This is a genomic window from Brachybacterium ginsengisoli, from assembly GCF_002407065.1.
GTDB classification, from domain to species: Bacteria; Actinomycetota; Actinomycetes; order Actinomycetales; family Dermabacteraceae; genus Brachybacterium; species Brachybacterium ginsengisoli.
Genome location: NZ_CP023564.1, coordinates 838,323 through 854,854, shown reverse-complemented (window position 1 = coordinate 854,854; position 16,532 = coordinate 838,323). Strand labels below are relative to the sequence as shown.

The window sequence follows — 16,532 nt, the reverse complement described above, 5'->3', positions numbered from 1 at the left end:
TAATGCTGTCCGCCTCGTGCCGTGCGGCCCGGGGATCTCCCCCGGCGACCGGTCGCTCCCCCGCGCCGCGGCAGCGGACCGGCGCCGCGCCGCGCCGCGCCCCGCGCCGGCTCGGCCTCAGCGCCTGCGCCAGGCCCCGGCGATCTCGATCAGCAGATCGTTCGCCTCCTGCTCGGCGATCGTGGCGCGCACGCCCTCGACGCCGTAGGCGCGCAGCACCAGACCGCGGGCGTCGCAGAAGGCGGCGAACTCCGGACTGTCCTCCCCCACCGGGAAGTACACGAAGTTGCCCTGGCTCGACGGCAGCTCCCAGCCCTGCTCGCCGAGCGCGCGCTGCACGCGGGAGCGCTCGGAGCGCACCCACTCGGCACGCCGATCGAGCTCCGCCCTCACCTCGGGTCGGAGGCTCGCCAGCGCCGCCGCCTGTGCGGGGCTGCTGGCGGCGAAAGGAACCGCGACCTGGCCCAGCGCCGTGGCCAGCCGGGGATGGGCGACCGCGTAGCCGAGGCGCAGACCGGCCAGTCCCTGCAGCTTCGAGAAGGTGCGCAGCAGCACCACGTTGCCGTGGCGGCGGAAGATCCCGGCGGTGCCCAGCACCGTGGCCGGGTCGTGGAACTCCCGGTAGGCCTCGTCGATCGCGACCACGACATGGTCGGGCACCTGGACGAGGAAGCTCTCGACCTGCTCGGTGGACAGCGAGGGGCCGGTGGGGTTGTTCGGGGTGCACAGCAGCACCAGCCGGGTGCGGTCGGTGATCGCCGCGGCCATCGCCTCGAGGTCGTGCTCGCCGGACGCGGCGAGCGGCACCTGCACCGAGGTGCCGCCGTGGCCGCCCACCAGCAGCGGGTACGCCTCGAAGGAGCGCCAGGCGAAGACCACCTCATCGCCCTCTCCCACCAGGGCCCGCACCAGATCCGCGGTGACGGACACCGAGCCGTTGGACAGCGCGATCTGGGTGGGCTCCACACCGTGGATCTCCCCGAGCGCGGCACGCAGCTCGAGGCCGGCCGCATCGGGGTAGAGGTACATCGCGTCGAGCGAGTCGATCACGGCCTCGCGCACGGCGGGCACGGGCGGGAAGGACGACTCGTTGGAGGAGATCTTGAAGCGAGGGACGCCGTCGTCGGCGGAGGGCCGGCCCGGCACGTAGACCGGAAGGTCCTCCAGGGCGGGGCGCAGGCGGACGTTCTCGGCGGGCTCAGTCGACATGGTCCCCAGGGTAAGTCCGGCGACCCGTGCGGGGAGGGCCGCGTTCAGCGCAGGAGACGCTCGATCTCACCGGCGATCAGCTCGGGCTGGGACGCACCGACCACATGCCCGGACTGCTCGGCCGGCAGGAACCGGCCCAGCTCGCGGTCGGCCCGCGCCCGATGGGCCGCGGTGAGCTCGTCCCGCATCCGCCGTCCGAGGCCCTCCGGTCGTCGGCCCGAGATCACGCTGACCGCGCCGGGGAGCGGAGGCGGCGGATCCAGGCGCAGGGACTGGAGTCCCCGGGTCATGTGCCGCGACTCCTCGGCGACCGCGAACGCGGCCCCGAGCGTCGAGACGGAGGCGGCCGCCTCGGCCCGGAGCGCCTCGGGCAGTCCGGAGACGGCTGCGCGCTGCAGCGGCGCGAGAAGGCCGAGGCGGGCGAGGACGGGGAGGGCCACGCCCTGGGCCCGGTTCATCCCGCGCGCGAGCGGGGTGAAGTACAGGTCCGCGAGCTCCTCGGCCGGATCCACGAGGAGGACGCCACGCACCTCCCGGCCGCGGTCGGCGAGCTGCTGCGCGGCATGGCGCACGATCGGTCCGCCCCAGCTGTGCCCCACCAGCACGAGTCGATCATCGGGGACGGCATCGACCACCGCGAGAAGATCCGCGGAGAGGGCGGCGAGATCGCGGGGCCCGCGGACCCGGTCGCTGCCGCCATAGCCGGCACGGTCATAGGCGACCGCTCGCACCTCCGGTCCCAGCAGGTCGAGCACCCCCGCCCAGGAGGCCCCGCCCGCTCCGAGGCCTGCTTCGAGCACGACCAGATGATCACCCTCGCCCTGGGTGAGCGCGTGCAGGGATCGACCGTCGGCCGCTCGCACCGTCAGGGAGCGCACCTGCCCCGTCTCGCGCGTCGGCGGGTGCGGGGCGCAAGGATCTGCAGCGTCGGCCTCCATCCGCCGATCGTGCCAGCGCGACCCGCCGGGGACAACAGCCGACCATCCGTCATCCGTCCGCCCCGGGACGAGGAGTGGGGATAACCCCGATGCGGCGTTCAGCTCCGCCGGGAAGAATGACGTCATGCGATTCCTCGGACACGTCATCGTCACCGGCCTCGCCCTGTGGATCACCGCGCTGATCCTGCCCGGGATGCACCTGGGCGAGAACAGCGCGAGCCTGCTCACGCAGGTGCTCACCATCGGAGCGATCGCCCTGATCCTGGCGCTGATCAACACGATCGTGAAGCCGATCCTGGAGTTCTTCGCGCTCCCCCTCACCTGCCTCACGCTCGGCCTGTTCCAGCTGGTCATCAACACGCTGATGCTGCTGCTCGCGAGCTGGGTCTCGGGACTGGCGGGGCTCACCCTCCAGTTCGACAGCTTCTGGTGGGCGCTGGGCGCCGGCATCATCATCGGCATCCTCTCCGCGATCGTCGAGGCCGTCACCGGGCTCGGCGAGTCCCGCGGGGACCGCTCCCGCGCCGCACGGGACTGATCCCGACCAGGGCCCGTCCCCGTGGACGGTCCGCGTCGGGGAACGCTCCGACGCGGACCCCTCCGGGTCTGGGAGAATGGCCCTCATGGCTCACTCCTTCGCGGACATCACCCCGCAGATCGCCCTGACCCCGCTCGACGGCCGCTACCGCGCACAGACCGCGCCGCTGGTGGACCACCTCTCCGAGGCGGCCCTGAACCGCTCCCGCCTCGTGGTGGAGACCGAGTGGATGATCCACCTGCTCGACGGCGAGGTCATCCCCGGCCTGCGCACCCTCACCGAGGACGAGCGCGCCCTGCTGCGCGCCATCCCCGAGGACTTCGGCGCCGAGGGCATCGCCGAGCACGCCGAGATCGAGCGCGAGACCGTCCACGACGTCAAGGCGATCGAGTACTACATCAAGCGCCGCCTGGCCGGCACCTCCCTCGAGCCCCTGGCCGAGGTCGTGCACATCTACTGCACCAGCGAGGACGTCAACAACCTCTCCTACGCCCTGATGGTCCAGGGCGCGGTCCAGAAGGTGTGGCTGCCCGCCCTGCGCGAGGTGATCGAGGATCTCTCCGCCCTGGCCCGCGACGCCGCCGAGGTGCCGATGCTCTCGCGCACCCACGGCCAGCCCGCCACCCCCACCACCCTCGGCAAGGAGATCGCGGTGTTCGCCCACCGCCTCCGCCGCCAGGAGAAGCGGATCCTCGCCGACGAGTACCTCGGCAAGATCAACGGCGCGACCGGCACCTACGCCGCCCACGCGGTATCCGTTCCGTCGGCCGACTGGCAGGAGGTCTCGCGCACCTTCGTGGAGCACCTGGGCCTGAGCTGGAACCCGCTGACCACCCAGATCGAGTCCCATGACTGGCAGGCCGAGGTCTACGCGGACGTCGCCCGCGCCGGGCGGATCCTGCACAACCTCGCCACCGACGTGTGGACCTACATCTCGATGGGCTACTTCCGCCAGCGGCTCTCCGCCCAGGGCGGCACCGGCTCCTCGACCATGCCCCACAAGGTCAACCCCATCCGCTTCGAGAACGCCGAGGCGAACCTCGAGATCTCCGGCGCTCTGCTGGACTCGCTGTCCCAGACCCTGGTCACCTCGCGCCTGCAGCGCGACCTCACCGACTCCACCACCCAGCGCAACATCGGCCCCGCGTTCGGCCACTCGCTGCTCGCGATCGCGAACCTCCGCAAGGGCCTCGCGGGCCTGGATGTGGACGCCGACGCGATGGCCGCGGACCTCGACGGCAACTGGGAGGTGCTCGGTGAGGCGGTGCAGTCGGTCATGCGCACCCTCGGCGTGCAGGGCGTGCCGGGCCTGGACAACCCCTACGAGCGGCTCAAGGACCTCACCCGCGGTCACCGCGTGGACGGCGAGGGGATGCGCGAGTTCGTGCGCAGCCTGGGCCTGCCCGAGGCGGAGCAGGAGCGTCTGCTGGCCCTCGGCCCCGACACCTACGTCGGCTACGCCGCGCAGCTCGTCTCGCACCTGGACGACGCGCAGGCCTGATCACGCCCGCGACGGGACCCCGCATCGGGGCCCCGTCGCCCTGTCTCAGCCGATCGCGCGGGGGCGGATGTCGATCGTCGCGATGACCGCCTCCTCCGGGGCCCGCAGGACGTAGCTGATCGCCGCCGCGACGGTCTCGGGGCGCAGGTACTTCTCGGACTCGTAGTCGCCGCTCTCCGCCGCGCGCAGCTCATGCTGCATGTCCGTGTCCACCCGACCCGGGTGCACCGAGCTGACGCGGACCCCGTGCGGCAGCTCCTCCTGGCGCAGCGCGTCGGTCCAGGCGCGCAGGGCGAACTTCGAGGCCGAGTACGCGCTGCGCTTCCCCTTGGAGTTGTATCCGGCCCCCGAGTTCACGGCCACGACCGTGCCGCGGGCGGCGCGCAGCGCGGGCAGCAGCACCCGCGTCAGCTCGGAGACGGCGGTGACGTTGACGGCGAAGTTGCGCTCCCAGTCCGCGGTGTCGAGCTCCTCGACGGAGCCGGTGACCAGGATGCCGGCGGAGTGGACCACGCCGGAGAGCCCCTCCCCCAGATCCAGCGCCGCCACCGCGGCGGCGGTCGCGGCGTGGTCGGTGAGCTCGGCGACGAAGGTCTCGGCCGACGGCAGCTCGGCGGCGAGGGCGTCCAGCGCCCGCTCGTCCCGGCCGGCGAGGATGAGGTGGTGGTCCGGGCCGAGGTCCGCGGCGACGGCCCGGCCGATCCCCCGGCTCGCACCGGTGATGAGGACGACGGGGCGAGTGGTGCGCGGGGCGATGTGAGACGGGGTCATGGGTTCGAGTCTGTCACGAGGACCGGGCCGCTCCGCCGGGTGAGACGATGACGCGGTGCAGACCCTGACCCCGAGCCGGCGCCTGGTGCGCGCAGAGGTGCTGATCGTCCTCGCGCTGTCGCTGGGCCGCAGCGCCGTGTACTCGACGATCGCCCTCATCCAGGCCCTCGCCGCCGGACCGCTGTCCGAGCAGTCCACCGCGCTGAACTCCTCGCTGCAGGAGAACCCGTGGCTGGACCTGCTCCAGCAGCTGCTCTCGATCGGCTTCACGCTGATGCCGGTCGCGCTGGTCCTGCTGCTGCTCGCTCTCACCGCCGGATCCCTGCACCAGGCGCTGGTGGACCTGGGCCTCGACCTCAGCCGGCCGCTGCGGGACCTGCTGCACGGGGTGCTGATCGCCGCGGGCATCGGAGTGCCTGGGCTCGCGATCTACTACCTGGGGCGCGCTCTGGGCGCGACCGTCGAGGTGGTCCCGGCGGCGCTGGACACCCACTGGTGGACGCTCCCGGTGCTGGTGCTGCACGCGGTGAAGAACGCCGTGCTGGAGGAGGTGATCGTGGTGGGGTACCTGTTCCAGCGCCTCGAGCGTCTGGGCTGGTCACCTCGTCGGATCATCATCGCCTCCGCCCTGCTGCGCGGGGCGTACCACACCTATCAGGGGGTGGGTCCGGGGATCGCGAACCTGGTGATGGGGCTGGTGTTCGGAGAGTGGTACCGGCGCACCCGGCGCACGATGCCGCTGATCATCGCGCACACCCTGCTCGACGTGGTGGCGTTCGTGGGCTACGCGCTGCTGAAGGACGTCATCTCGATCTGAGCCCGCCCGGCATCCGGGGCGCAGGCCCCGAGAAGCTGGTCGGACGGATCAGAGGATGAAGGCGTCGCCCTCGCCGTCGGAGACGATCGGGAGTCCGGCCTCGAACCACTGGTCCATGCCGCCGGCGACGTTGATCGCCTCGAAGCCGTTCCCGTTCAGCCACTGGGAGACCTGGAAGCTGCGCCCGCCGCTGCGGCACACGATGTACAGCGGCTCGTCCACCTCGGGGAGCTGGTCGAGGTTCTCCAGCAGCGAGCTGGCCGGCAGATGCTGCGCCTGGGCGGCATGACCCGCGTCCCATTCGCTCTGCTCGCGCACGTCGATGAGGTGCGCGCCCTCGGGGATCGCGGTCGGGGCGACGTTCTCCATGTCCATGCTCTCCAGCGTACTGCCCACCGCGTCGGCTCAGGCGCCACGCAGCGCGTACCGGCGCACCAGCGGCGAGGCGACCAGCACGGCGGCCATCACCAGCGCGTAGGAGGCGAGGACGCTGAGCAGGTACTGCACCGCGACCAGCGGATGGTTCGGTGCGCCGAGCACCGCCACCACGACGAGCAGCGCCGTGAGGGTGGCGAGGATCGAGCTGAGCAGCACGGGCAGGGAGATCTCCGCGATGCGTGCGCGATGGAGCTGGCCCACCTCGGCGCCGGCGATGTGCTGGGCGCGCAGCACCGGGGCCTGGTCGATCACCCGGGCGGTCTGCGTGACCCCGGTGCTGACGGCCGCGAGCACCGCGGCGATCCCGAGGGTCAGCAGCCCGCCGGTGGACAGCGCGGTCGCCATCAGGACGTCCTCCGGCCTGCTGCCGCTGCCGCGCGTCATCAGCGAGAGCACCGTGAGGAACCCGGCGATCACCAGGGCGAAGGTAATCCCGGAGACGGCGCGCCAGCCGGCGCGGGGGTCCGCGGCGAGGCGTCGGGCCCCCACCAGCAGAGAGGGGGTCGGGGCGGTGCGGGCGACCAGAAGCGCCGTCGCCCAGACCACGAAGGGACCCACGATGTTGACCCCGGCCACGATCGCGCCGACGAAGACGACCATGATCGCGATCGTCACCATGCCGTCTGCGAACTGGCCGAACAGCGCCCCGCCGACCTGCATGAATCCGAACAGCCCCACGATGAGGACCACCCACACCACGACGCGCACCACCGACATCCGCACCACGCGCGAATCCCGGGCCACGCCGAGGGGGCTGAGCACCACGCCGGTGAGCGACACGGCCGCGGACCCCGCGGCGAGGAGCACCATCCCGAGCACCAGCAGCGGGTACGCCCACCACGGGAGCAGCAGCTCCCCGAGGGTGAAGGGAGCGATCCCGAAGTCGAGCGCTGTCAGCGGCGGGGCGACCGCCAGATGCAGGACGCTGCCGATGATCGCGCCCAGGAGCGCCTGGGCGGCGACGTCGAGCACGGCCACTGCGCCGACCTGACCGCCGGTGCCGCCCACCAGGCGGATCGTGGCGAGATCCTTCTCCCGGCGCGCCAGGGACAGCCGTGCGGCGGAGCCGCCGAGCCCGATGGCGCTCGGGATCAGCAGGACCGAGGCCGTGATCGCACACATCACGAGGAAGGGGATCAGCGTCTCCTCGCCCGAGGGCATCTCCAGGCCCGAGGCCGGCAGCCGGCCGACGAAGGCGGCGGTGCCGCCGAGGACGGTCGCGGTGATGGTGGTGGCCGCGGCGAAGGCGATCACCGGGAGCACGTCGGCGAGGGCTCCTCGGCGCCGGAGCAGCAGCGGGGCGGAGGCGAGCAGGGCGTTCATCGGGTCGCCCCCGCGCCCTCGGGGCGCACGTACTCCTGGGCGATGCGGCCGTCGCGCATGGCGACGGTGCGTCGGCAGGCGGCGGCGACCTTCGCGTCATGGGTGACCATCACCAGGCTGGCGCCGGTGTCGAGGCAGGAGTCGACCAGGATCTGCAGCACGGAGCTGCCGGTGTCCTGGTCGAGGGCGCCGGTGGGCTCATCGGCGAAGACCACCGAGGGCCTGCCGGCGAGCGCACGGGCGATCGCGACGCGCTGCGCCTGCCCGCCGGAGAGCTGGGTGGGACGACGGTCGTGCATGCCCGACAGGCCCAGACGGTCCAGCCAGCCGGCGGCCTCTGCGGTCGCGGCGCGTCGGGAGGTGCCGCCGAGCATGCGCGGCAGGATCACGTTCTCCAGTGCGGTCAGCTCGGGAAGGAGCTGACCGTCCTGGAAGACGAAGCCGAAGTCGCTGCGACGCAGGCGGGTGCGACGCCGGTCCCCGAGGGACGCGAGGTCGATGCCGGCATGCTGCACGGAGCCGGCGGTGGGAGTGAGGATGCCGGCGAGGATGTGCAGCAGCGTCGTCTTGCCGCAGCCCGACGGGCCCATCACGGCGAGCGAATCGGCGGCGGCGATGTCCAGGTCCACGCCGTCCAGGGCGCGGGTCGCTGCGCTCGCGCTGCCGTAGGTCTGGATCAGGCCGCGAGCGGAGAGGACCGGAGCGGGGTGCCGCGACGCAGAGGGCGCGGCGTGCTGCGGTGCCGGATCGGCGGGACGGTGCCCGGCAGGAGCGGAGTGGGAGACGGGTGCGGTGTTCATGGCATCCAGCGTCGTCCCCGCGCCCCGCCCGCCGCGTCGGCCCGGGGATCGATCCTGACCCTGCGGCGTCAGACCGTGGGTGGAGGGAGCCACCCCACCGACGCCGCAGGGCGTGCACTCCCCGAGAGGAGCGCACGCCCTGCGTGCGGAATGGGCACGTCGATCAGCTGTGCTGTCCCGCTGATCTCCTGCCGCTCGTGCCTCGCAGCACGTCGATCAGCCGAAACGACCCGAGATGTAGTCCTCGGTCTGCTTGTTCGTCGGGTTGGTGAAGATCGTGTCGGTGTCGTCGATCTCGATGAGGTGACCGGGCTTGCCGGTGCCCGCGATGTTGAAGAAGCCGGTGCGGTCCGAGACGCGCGACGCCTGCTGCATGTTGTGGGTCACGATCACGATCGTGTACTCCTGCTTGAGCTCGTGGATCAGGTCCTCGATGGCGAGGGTCGAGATCGGATCGAGCGCCGAGCACGGCTCGTCCATCAGCACCACCTCGGGCTGCACGGCGATGGTCCGCGCGATGCACAGGCGCTGCTGCTGGCCGCCGGAGAGGCCCATGCCGGGCTTGTCCAGGCGGTCCTTGACCTCGTTCCAGAGGTTCGCCCCCCGGAGCGCCTTCTCCATCAGCTCGTCCCCTGCTGAGCGGGACATCCGCCGGTTGTTGAGCTTCACGCCGGCCAGGACGTTGTCCCGGATCGACATGGTCGGGAAGGGGTTCGCCTTCTGGAACACCATGCCCACGCGGCGGCGCACGTTGACCGGGTCCACCTTGGAGTCGTAGATGTCCTCGCCGTTGATCTCGACCTTGCCCTTGGCGTAGGCGCCGGGGATGACCTCGTGCATGCGGTTCAGGGTGCGCAGGAAGGTCGACTTGCCGCAGCCGGAGGGGCCGATGAGCGCGGTGACCGAGCGCGGGCGGATCTGGACGTTCACGCCCTCCACGGCGAGGAAGTCCCCGTAGAAGATGTCGAGATCCTCGACGTTGATGGGCTGAGGGGCTGCCATCTGGAGTCCTTTCGGGTGGGGCGAGGGCTCAGCGGCTGAGCTTGGGAGAGAAGTAGTGGCTGATCAGTCGGGCGACGATGTTCAGCACCATCACGATGACGATCAGGGTGAAGGCTGCGGCCCAGGCGCGATCGATGTTGGTCGAGATCGAGCAGGCGTACACCTCATGGGTGATCGGGTTGGTGACCGAGTCGCTCATGCAGTTGGCGCTGCCGGCACGGTACTGCTGGTTGATGAACGTGGGCAGGGTCGCCATGCGCCCGTCGAACATGTTCCAGTTCATCGAGGTCACCATGCCGACCGTGAGCAGCAGCGGGGCGGTCTCGCCGATCACGCGGGCGATCGCGAGGGTGATGCCGGTGGTCAGACCCGCGATCGCGGTGCGCAGCACCACCTTGACGATGGTGAGCCACTTGGGCACGCCCAGCGCATAGGAGGCCTCGCGCAGGTCCATCGGGACCAGCCGGAGCATCTCCTCGCTGTTGCGCACCACGGTGGGGATCATCAGCAGGGACAGCGCGACGGCGCCCATGATGCCCATGCGCACGCTGGCGTCCGGCATGAGGGTGATGAACACGGCCAGGCCGAACAGGCCCGCCACGATGGAGGGGATGCCGGTCATGACGTCGACCAGGAAGGTCACGCCGGTGCCGAGGGTCTTCTTCCACCCCTGATCCGCGTACTCCACGAGGAAGATCGCGGTGAACAGACCGATCGGGATGGAGATGATCGAGGCCCACAGCGTGATCAGCAGCGTGCCCACGGTCGCGTGGAGGACGCCGCCCGCATCGGCGCCGCCGATGATGCCGGACATGTCCGAGGTCCAGAACGAGAGCACGGACGGCTTCGCGGCGAGCACGCGGGTCAGGCCCCGTCGGATGACCTCCCACAGCAGGGAGAGCAGCGGGAACATCGCCACGGCGAAGGCGCCGATGACCAGCAGGGTCACCAGGCGGTCCATGGCCCAGCGGGGGCCCTCGCGCACCAGCGAGTACACCCAGCCGAACAGCAGGTGCAGCAGGAAGCCGACCACGATCGCGCTGGCGATCGAGAGGGCGTCGACGATGGCCAGGCCGGCGATGGCGACCAGCAGGCCGGTCAGACCGGTGAAGATCAGGTGGTACCAGGGCAGTCGGCGCTCGTCGTGAGGACGATGCACCGAGGCCTCGGTGGGCGCGGACGTCATGGAGCTCATGGGGACCTCTCAGCTCTTGGGGCCGCTGCGGGCGACGATCCACCGGGCGATGGCGTTGATGATGAACGTCAGCACGAACAGCACCAGGCCGGTGAAGACCAGCAGGGACATGTCGACGCCGGAGGCCTCCGCGGACTTCGAGGCGATGTTGGCGGCGATCGAGTTGTGCTGCCCCACCTCGAGGATGCGGAGGGAGAAGGTGGCGCCGGGCGCGAGGATCATCAGCACCGCCATGGTCTCGCCGAGCGCGCGGCCGAGCCCGAGCATCGACGCGGCGACGATGCCGCCGCGCCCGAACGGCAGCACGACGGTCCGGATCGTCTCCCAGCGCGTGGCGCCGAGGGCGAGCGCGGCCTCCTCCTGCAGGCGCGGGGTCTGCAGGAACACCTCGCGGGTGACGGCCGTGATGATCGGCAGGACCATCACGGCGAGCACCACGGAGGCGGAGGCGAGGTTGCGCATCGGGGCGTGCGGCTCGCCGGCGAACAGCGGGATCCACCCGAAGTAGGTGTTCAGGAAGAAGTAGAGCGGCTCGAGCTTGGGGACCAGCCAGATCCCGCCCCACAGGCCGTAGACGACCGAGGGCACCGCGGCCAGCAGGTCGATCATGTAGCCCAGGCCCGAGGCCAGTCGGCGCGGTGCGAAGTGGGAGATGAACAGGGCGATCCCGATGGAGATCGGGATCGCGATCAGCAGGGCGATCCCGGAGGCGAGCACGGTGCCGAACACGAGCGGCAGCGCGTACTTCACCAGGGAGAAGTCGGCGGTGCCGGAGAACTCCTGGCTCGCGATGACCGCCGGCATGGACTCCGTGGTCAGGAAGATCGCCACAGCGGCGAGGGTGAGGAAGATCAGCAGGCCCGAGCCGACGCTCAGGGACGAGAAGACCGAGTCGCCGATGCGTCGGCGGCTGGACGACATGGAGGGCGGCGGAGTCGGTGCGGACTCCTGCTCGATGTCAGTTGTGCTCATGGGGACCTTCCTCCGAGCTCACGGTGCTGAGGTGGGTGGCATGACGCCCGTTCACGGCGAAGCCGCCGAGCCACGATGGGCCCGGCGGCACGCCGTCGTGCGGGGCAGGATCAGCCGACGGTGATGCCGTCGATCGATGCCTGGGCGTCCTTGCGGAGATCCTCGGAGATCGGCGCGGAGCCGGCGCTCTCGGCGGCGACCTTCTGGCCGTCCTCGGAGATGATGTAGGAGGCGTAGGCCTTGACCGCGTTGCCGGTCGCGGCGTCCTCGTAGGAACCGCACAGGGCGAGGTAGGAGACCAGGACGATCGGGTACACACCGGCCTCGGTGGTGGTGCGATCGAGCTCCATGACGATGTCGTTGTCCTCGCGGCCCTCCACTCGCGGGGAGACGTCGACGGCCTTGGCCGCGGCCTCGGCGCTGTAGTCGACGAACTCCTCGCCCACCTCGATGGAGGCGGTGCCGAGGTTGCCGGCCTGCGAGGCGTCGGCGTAGCCGATGGTGCCCTCGCCGCCCTCGACGGCGGAGATCATGCCGGAGGTGCCGTCACCGGACTGGCCGCCGTCGATCGGCCAGGTCTCGACCGGGCCGTGGCTCCAGGCGTCGGGCGCGTTGGCCGAGAGGTACTCGGTGAAGTTCTCGGTGGTGCCGGAGTCGTCCGAGCGGTGGACCGGGACGATGGCCGTGTCGGGCAGATCGACATCGGGGTTGAGCTCGGCGATCTTCGGATCGTTCCAGGTCTTGATGTCCTCGGAGAAGATCCCGCCGATGACCTCGGGCGAGAGGTTGAGCTTGTCGACGCCCTCGAGCTTGAAGACGACCGCGATCGGGGAGATGTAGACGGGCAGGTCGAAGGCCTGCTCGCCGTTGCAGACGTCGGCGGAGGCCTTGAGCTCCTCGTCCTTCAGGGCGGCATCGGTGCCGGCGAACTTCACCTGACCGGAGAGGAACTGCTCGCGGCCCGTGCCGGAGCCGGTGGGGTCGTAGGTGACCTGGAGATCGGAGCCCTCGGCGCCGGCGAGGCCCATGAAGGACTCGGTCCATGCGGTCTGGGCGTTGCCCATCGAGGACGCGCCGGCACCGGCGAGGTTGCCGGTGAGCTCTGCGTAGCCACCGCCGGCGGCAGCGCCGCCGTTGTCCGAGGCGCCGTTCTCCTCGGCGCCTCCGCCGCACGCGGTCAGGGCGAGGCCGGCGGTGAGGCCGAGCGCGACGAGCGAGACGAGCTTGTTCTTGCGAACGTTCACTGCGAGTCCTTTCGGGGGCGCGTGGGCCCTGGATGCTGTCCATCGAGAAGGTGTGGCAGTGCGGACGCTAAGGAGAGCAGATGACGGCGCGCCCGCACTCGCATGAACAGCAGGTGAACACGTCTCAGGGCGTGGTGAAACCCCAGGTCATACGCAGGATACGAACAGGTCACAGAGTGCGGGGCCACAGCCTCGCCCCGTGATCGGGGCCACCGTGGGCGAGGTGACCTCGATGCCTGTCAGGAGGAGAGCTCCAGGGCGATGCCGAGGCCCATCACCACCACGTAGAAGAGGAGCAGGAGCAGCGGGAGGATCCCCACCAGCGAGCACACGAGGCCCGCGACGGCGAGGCCCCGGCCACCCTTCGGCGCCATCGCCGTGGGATCCGTCTCCCGCATCCCCTTCAGGGCGAAGAAGATCCCGAACGGGGAGGTGAGGCCGCTGCACATCGACAGGGCCAGGATTCCCAGCACGAGTCCGGCGATGGCGGCGTTCGAGGACTCCGGCGGGGGCCCGAAGCCGCCCTGGACGGGTGGTCCGCAGGGCGCCTGCGCGCCGGGGCCGTGCGGCCACGGGCCGTACCCCTGGGCGTCGGCCCCGTACGGCCCCACGGCGCCGTACGTCCCGCCGGCCGGCGACGTCCCCGCGTACGGGTCCTCGGCCCATGGCTGATCCTGCACCTGGTCGACGGCGTAGGGGTCGGAGGCCGGGGAGGCGTAGGGATCGGAGGCCGCCGAGACGTAGGGGTCGGAGGTCGCGGCCGACGGGGCGTACGGGTCCTCGACGCCTCCGCCGCTCGACGCGGAGAAGTCGCTCCCTCCCATGAAGTCCGGCAGGTCTCGGTCCTGTCCTGCGGTCATGTCGTCCTCCTCATCCCTGCTCTCACCCCCGAGGCAGGATCCGGCCGGCCCGTCCGTCGCGGTGCTCTCTGTCGCCGTGCTGTCTGTCGACGCGCCGCCTGTCGATGTGCTGTCAGTCGATGTTCGGCAGGTGCCGTTCGATCGCGACCACCCTGCCCGCGCTCGTGGTGTGCAGCAGCAGCGCCTCACCGGCTGCGAGGTACGGGTCCTCGCGCGGCAGCTCGAGGGCGACCCCGGGATCGCACACCGCCCGCACCGACTCGATCACCGTGGGCAGCACCGGCCTGTGGGTGCACACCACCGTGGGCCGCGCCTGGGCGAGCACTCGGTCGATGACCGCGGCGGTCCGTGCCGGATGCGCGGCGTGACCGGCCTCGGTCAGCTCGTCCTTCGTGCGGATCTTCAGCCCCTCGACGGTCGCGAGCGGCCCGATCGTGGACCGGCACCGCTCCCAAGGGCTGCTGAGAACGCTGGCCGGGTCGAAGGCGTCCAGCAGCGGGGGCAGCGCCCGGGCCTGCTTCTTCCCCTTGCCGTTCAGGGGCCGGGCCTCCTCGGCCTTGCGCCACTTCGCCCGCGACAGGGCGGCGCCGTGGCGCTGGATGATGATCGGCGCGGTCTCGAGCTCGTCGGCCTCGAGGTGGCGCTGCAGGGCCGCGATCGGGGCCTCGTCGCTCTGGCGGGTCACCAGATCGATCGCCTCGTCCAGCGGGACCCAGCGGGTCTCGTCGACCTCGCCGCGATCCTTCGGGCCGGGGGCGATCTTCGCGCGCACGGTCGCCACCCAGTACTGCACGATCTTCGAGCGGCCGTCCCGCATCAGGTACGTGGCGGCCGGGAGGGGGCGCTGCAGGCGCACCCGATAGCCGGTCTCCTCGGCGACCTCGCGCACCGCGGCGGCGGGGAAGGTCTCCCCCTTGTCGAGCTTCCCCTTGGGGATGGACCAGTCGTCGTAGCGCGGCCGATGGACCAGCAGCACCTCCACCCGGTCGTGCTTCACACGCCAGGTGAGGGCGCCGGCGGCGAGGACGGGACGCGGGGAGCCGGGAGCGACGCGCACCGCTCAGCCCCGTTCCGACGCGCGCAGCTGCACGTCGCGGCCGGCGACGGTGAAGCCCCACGCCTCGTAGAGGCGCAGCGCCGGGGCGTTGTCCGCCTCGACGTACAGCTCCACCCCGGGCACGCCGTCACGGCGCAGCCGGTCCAGGGACGCTCCCATCAGCGCGGCCGCCACACCCTTCCCCTGCACCGAGGGATCGGTGGCGACCACGTAGATCTCCGCGTCCCGATCGACGGCGCCGCGATGCTCGCGCTTGACCCAGACGAAGCCCACCAGCACGTCGTCGCGCAGCGCGACCTGCATGTCCTCGGCATCGAACCAGGGCTGGGCCATCCGCTGCTCGAGGTCCTCGCGCGTGAGCGAGCCCTGCTCGGGGTGCTCGGCGAAGGCGGCGGCGTTGACCTCGACCCAGCGCTCGGCATCGCGCCCGGCGTCGAAGGTGCCCAGCGTCAGACCCTCCGGGGCCGCCCCGACGGCGACGGGAGCCTGCTCGCCGCCGAGCGCCCGATGCAGCGTGAGCAGCCGCCGGGTCTCCTGGAGGCCCGCGGCGCCGAGGAAGGCAAGCGATCCGTCCAGGGCGCCATGGGCCCAGACGCCCGCGTCGGGGCGCAGCGCGAGCGCCTCTCGCAGCAGGGCGGTGCCGTGGCCCCGTCGGCGGTGCTGGGGATGGACCATGCCTTGGACCGTGCCGTCCTCCAGCAGGCTCACGTAGCCGATCAGAGCACCGGGACCCTCGGTACCCGCGGGCCCCTCGACGAGCAGGTGCTGGGCGGAGCCCCCGTCGAGAGCGAGCTCGGCGGCCTCGTCCAGGGGACGGACCCCGTCGTGCTCGGTCACGATCGCGAACAGCTCGCGGACCGCCGTCCGAAGGGTGGGCGGCAGGGCAGCCGTCGTGATCATGGGGTCCTTCCCGGAGCTCTGAGAGGATGCGGGCTCGAGCACAGGGCCATGCCGTACCCGGGGGTCGAGTATGCCCTCACCATCGGGCACTCGTAGACTGCCACTGTAGCGCCCGGCGGACACCCCTCGTCGGTGCCGACCGAGACCTGAATCGACGACCTGGGAGGACCGACTGTGACCGTCCCAGAGCGCGCTCCGCTCGGTGCCGCCCTCGCGATCCTGCTGGCCGTGGTCTCGCTCACGGGCCCGCTCTCGCCGCTCCTGATGGCCGTCGCCATCGCGCTGCTCGCCCTGCTGATCGGCATCGCCTGGCCGGACCTCCTGGAGCTGCCCTCCCCCGGCGGGACCCGTGCGGTCGTCGCTGGGAGCGGTGTCCTCAGCGCCCTGGTCACCGTGCTGGGACCGGGCCGCTTCCCCCCGATCTCCGGTGTGGTGATGGCGTGCGCGGTCGGCGTGTTCGCCGCCTTCATGCACCAGATGCTGCGCACCGAGCGCCGTGAGCTGACCGCCTCGCTCACCGGCACCGTGGCCGGGGTGTTCGTCTCGGCGATCGCCGCGTGCTGGATCATCGCCCAGAGCATCGCAGTGGAGGCCGGCACCACCGGGGTGATCACCGCCGTGGCGGCAGGACTGGCGGCGACGCTTCTGGTGAACGCCACGCCCCTGCCCTCGCTGCTGCGTTTCCTGCTCTCGGCCGTCGTCGGGACCGGCGTCACAGCGGCCCTCGCCGCCTCGCTGGTGGGTCTGGATCCCCTGCTCGGCGCGGCCATCGGACTGGTGACCGCGGTCGGGGCCAGTTGCGCCCACCTGCTGACGGGCTCCTCGCTCGTCGCCAAGGAGCCGCTGCCCTCGCTGGCCGTGGCGGCGGTCCCTGCGGCGACCGTCGGCGTGGTCGCGCACCTCGTGGTGGTCCTGCTCCCCTGATCGACCCTGATCGACGGAGCCGAGCGCGCCGCCCGGGTGACCT

General features: G+C 71.5%; 17 protein-coding genes. 4 read left to right on the top strand and 13 right to left on the bottom strand.

Going from position 1 to position 16,532, the window contains the following annotated elements; translation table 11 throughout:
- Positions 1 to 117: 117 nt before the first annotated feature.
- Together CFK41_RS03655 and CFK41_RS03650 are read right to left on the bottom strand one after the other, a co-directional pair.
- The gene (locus CFK41_RS03655) at positions 118 to 1,209 is read right to left on the bottom strand and encodes a histidinol-phosphate transaminase (RefSeq protein ID WP_096798452.1); all 1,092 of its coding nucleotides are present in this window, start codon (positions 1,207 to 1,209) and stop codon (positions 118 to 120) included.
- 44 nt (positions 1,210 to 1,253) lie between these two features.
- Positions 1,254 to 2,147, bottom strand: a complete 894-nt coding sequence (locus CFK41_RS03650; protein WP_169928782.1) for an alpha/beta fold hydrolase — start codon at positions 2,145 to 2,147, stop codon at positions 1,254 to 1,256.
- Positions 2,148 to 2,271: 124 nt separating this feature from the next.
- On the opposite strand from CFK41_RS03650, the gene CFK41_RS03645 reads away from it, so the two are divergent.
- Together CFK41_RS03645 and purB are read left to right on the top strand one after the other, a co-directional pair.
- A complete protein-coding gene (locus tag CFK41_RS03645; protein ID WP_096798450.1) occupies positions 2,272 to 2,685 on the top strand; it encodes a phage holin family protein in 414 nt (137 codons plus the stop codon).
- 85 nt (positions 2,686 to 2,770) lie between these two features.
- A complete protein-coding gene (purB, locus tag CFK41_RS03640; protein ID WP_096800921.1) occupies positions 2,771 to 4,186 on the top strand; it encodes an adenylosuccinate lyase in 1,416 nt (471 codons plus the stop codon).
- Positions 4,187 to 4,231: 45 nt separating this feature from the next.
- Here the strand turns inward: purB and CFK41_RS03635 are convergent, their stop codons facing one another.
- Positions 4,232 to 4,957: an SDR family oxidoreductase gene (locus tag CFK41_RS03635; protein ID WP_096798449.1), complete on the bottom strand. Its 726-nt coding sequence runs from the start codon at positions 4,955 to 4,957 to the stop codon at positions 4,232 to 4,234.
- 55 nt (positions 4,958 to 5,012) lie between these two features.
- Here CFK41_RS03635 and CFK41_RS03630 point away from each other — a divergent pair, with 55 nt between their 5' ends.
- The gene (locus tag CFK41_RS03630) at positions 5,013 to 5,774 is read left to right on the top strand and encodes a CPBP family intramembrane glutamic endopeptidase (RefSeq protein WP_096798448.1); all 762 of its coding nucleotides are present in this window, start codon (positions 5,013 to 5,015) and stop codon (positions 5,772 to 5,774) included.
- A 48-nt stretch (positions 5,775 to 5,822) separates the two neighbouring features.
- Here CFK41_RS03630 and CFK41_RS03625 read toward each other — a convergent pair whose 3' ends face one another.
- The 10 genes from CFK41_RS03625 to mshD all read right to left on the bottom strand — a co-directional run bounded on the left by CFK41_RS03625 (position 5,823) and on the right by mshD (position 15,565).
- Entirely contained in the window at positions 5,823 to 6,149 is a 327-nt protein-coding gene (locus CFK41_RS03625) for a rhodanese-like domain-containing protein (RefSeq protein ID WP_096798447.1), read from the bottom strand.
- A gap of 30 nt (positions 6,150 to 6,179) precedes the next feature.
- Complete coding sequence (locus tag CFK41_RS03620) at positions 6,180 to 7,535, bottom strand: FtsX-like permease family protein (RefSeq protein ID WP_096798446.1); 1,356 nt, start codon at positions 7,533 to 7,535, stop codon at positions 6,180 to 6,182.
- Positions 7,532 to 8,335: an ABC transporter ATP-binding protein gene (locus CFK41_RS03615; protein WP_096798445.1), complete on the bottom strand. Its 804-nt coding sequence runs from the start codon at positions 8,333 to 8,335 to the stop codon at positions 7,532 to 7,534. Before CFK41_RS03615 ends, CFK41_RS03620 begins: the two co-directional genes overlap by 4 nt.
- 216 nt (positions 8,336 to 8,551) lie before the next feature.
- Entirely contained in the window at positions 8,552 to 9,337 is a 786-nt protein-coding gene (pstB, locus tag CFK41_RS03610; protein ID WP_096798444.1) for a phosphate ABC transporter ATP-binding protein PstB, read from the bottom strand.
- A gap of 28 nt (positions 9,338 to 9,365) precedes the next feature.
- Entirely contained in the window at positions 9,366 to 10,532 is a 1,167-nt protein-coding gene (gene pstA / locus CFK41_RS03605; protein WP_096798443.1) for a phosphate ABC transporter permease PstA, read from the bottom strand.
- A gap of 9 nt (positions 10,533 to 10,541) precedes the next feature.
- Complete coding sequence (gene pstC / locus CFK41_RS03600; RefSeq protein ID WP_096798442.1) at positions 10,542 to 11,504, bottom strand: phosphate ABC transporter permease subunit PstC; 963 nt, start codon at positions 11,502 to 11,504, stop codon at positions 10,542 to 10,544.
- A 110-nt stretch (positions 11,505 to 11,614) separates the two neighbouring features.
- On the bottom strand, positions 11,615 to 12,748 hold the full coding sequence (pstS, locus tag CFK41_RS03595) for a phosphate ABC transporter substrate-binding protein PstS (RefSeq protein ID WP_096798441.1): 1,134 nt from the start codon (positions 12,746 to 12,748) through the stop codon (positions 11,615 to 11,617).
- 239 nt (positions 12,749 to 12,987) lie between these two features.
- Positions 12,988 to 13,608 (bottom strand): DUF4190 domain-containing protein, encoded by a 621-nt coding sequence (locus tag CFK41_RS03590; protein WP_151904663.1) that lies wholly within the window; start codon positions 13,606 to 13,608, stop codon positions 12,988 to 12,990.
- Positions 13,609 to 13,720: 112 nt separating this feature from the next.
- Positions 13,721 to 14,665 carry an NUDIX hydrolase gene (locus CFK41_RS03585; protein ID WP_096798440.1) on the bottom strand — a complete coding sequence of 315 codons (945 nt, stop codon included), beginning with the start codon at positions 14,663 to 14,665 and terminating at the stop codon, positions 13,721 to 13,723.
- Between the two features lie 3 nt (positions 14,666 to 14,668).
- Positions 14,669 to 15,565, bottom strand: a complete 897-nt coding sequence (mshD, locus tag CFK41_RS03580; protein WP_096798439.1) for a mycothiol synthase — start codon at positions 15,563 to 15,565, stop codon at positions 14,669 to 14,671.
- A 174-nt stretch (positions 15,566 to 15,739) separates the two neighbouring features.
- Between mshD and CFK41_RS03575 the strand changes: the two genes are divergently transcribed.
- Complete coding sequence (locus tag CFK41_RS03575; protein WP_096798438.1) at positions 15,740 to 16,489, top strand: hypothetical protein; 750 nt, start codon at positions 15,740 to 15,742, stop codon at positions 16,487 to 16,489.
- Positions 16,490 to 16,532: the final 43 nt, after the last annotated feature.

Excerpts from the sequence above, each read along its gene's own strand:
- mshD (WP_096798439.1), bottom strand. The coding sequence starts at position 15,565 with ATGATCACGACGGCTGCCCTGCCGCCCACCCTTCGGACGGCGGTCCGC.
- pstB (WP_096798444.1), bottom strand. The coding sequence starts at position 9,337 with ATGGCAGCCCCTCAGCCCATCAACGTCGAGGATCTCGACATCTTCTAC.
- pstA (WP_096798443.1), bottom strand. The coding sequence starts at position 10,532 with ATGAGCTCCATGACGTCCGCGCCCACCGAGGCCTCGGTGCATCGTCCT.
- CFK41_RS03655 (WP_096798452.1), bottom strand. The coding sequence starts at position 1,209 with ATGTCGACTGAGCCCGCCGAGAACGTCCGCCTGCGCCCCGCCCTGGAG.
- CFK41_RS03650 (WP_169928782.1), bottom strand. The coding sequence starts at position 2,147 with ATGGAGGCCGACGCTGCAGATCCTTGCGCCCCGCACCCGCCGACGCGC.
- CFK41_RS03620 (WP_096798446.1), bottom strand. The coding sequence starts at position 7,535 with ATGAACGCCCTGCTCGCCTCCGCCCCGCTGCTGCTCCGGCGCCGAGGA.
- CFK41_RS03635 (WP_096798449.1), bottom strand. The coding sequence starts at position 4,957 with ATGACCCCGTCTCACATCGCCCCGCGCACCACTCGCCCCGTCGTCCTC.
- CFK41_RS03645 (WP_096798450.1), top strand. The coding sequence starts at position 2,272 with ATGCGATTCCTCGGACACGTCATCGTCACCGGCCTCGCCCTGTGGATC.
- CFK41_RS03590 (WP_151904663.1), bottom strand. The coding sequence starts at position 13,608 with ATGACCGCAGGACAGGACCGAGACCTGCCGGACTTCATGGGAGGGAGC.
- pstC (WP_096798442.1), bottom strand. The coding sequence starts at position 11,504 with ATGAGCACAACTGACATCGAGCAGGAGTCCGCACCGACTCCGCCGCCC.
- purB (WP_096800921.1), top strand. The coding sequence starts at position 2,771 with ATGGCTCACTCCTTCGCGGACATCACCCCGCAGATCGCCCTGACCCCG.
- CFK41_RS03615 (WP_096798445.1), bottom strand. The coding sequence starts at position 8,335 with ATGAACACCGCACCCGTCTCCCACTCCGCTCCTGCCGGGCACCGTCCC.
- CFK41_RS03625 (WP_096798447.1), bottom strand. The coding sequence starts at position 6,149 with ATGGACATGGAGAACGTCGCCCCGACCGCGATCCCCGAGGGCGCGCAC.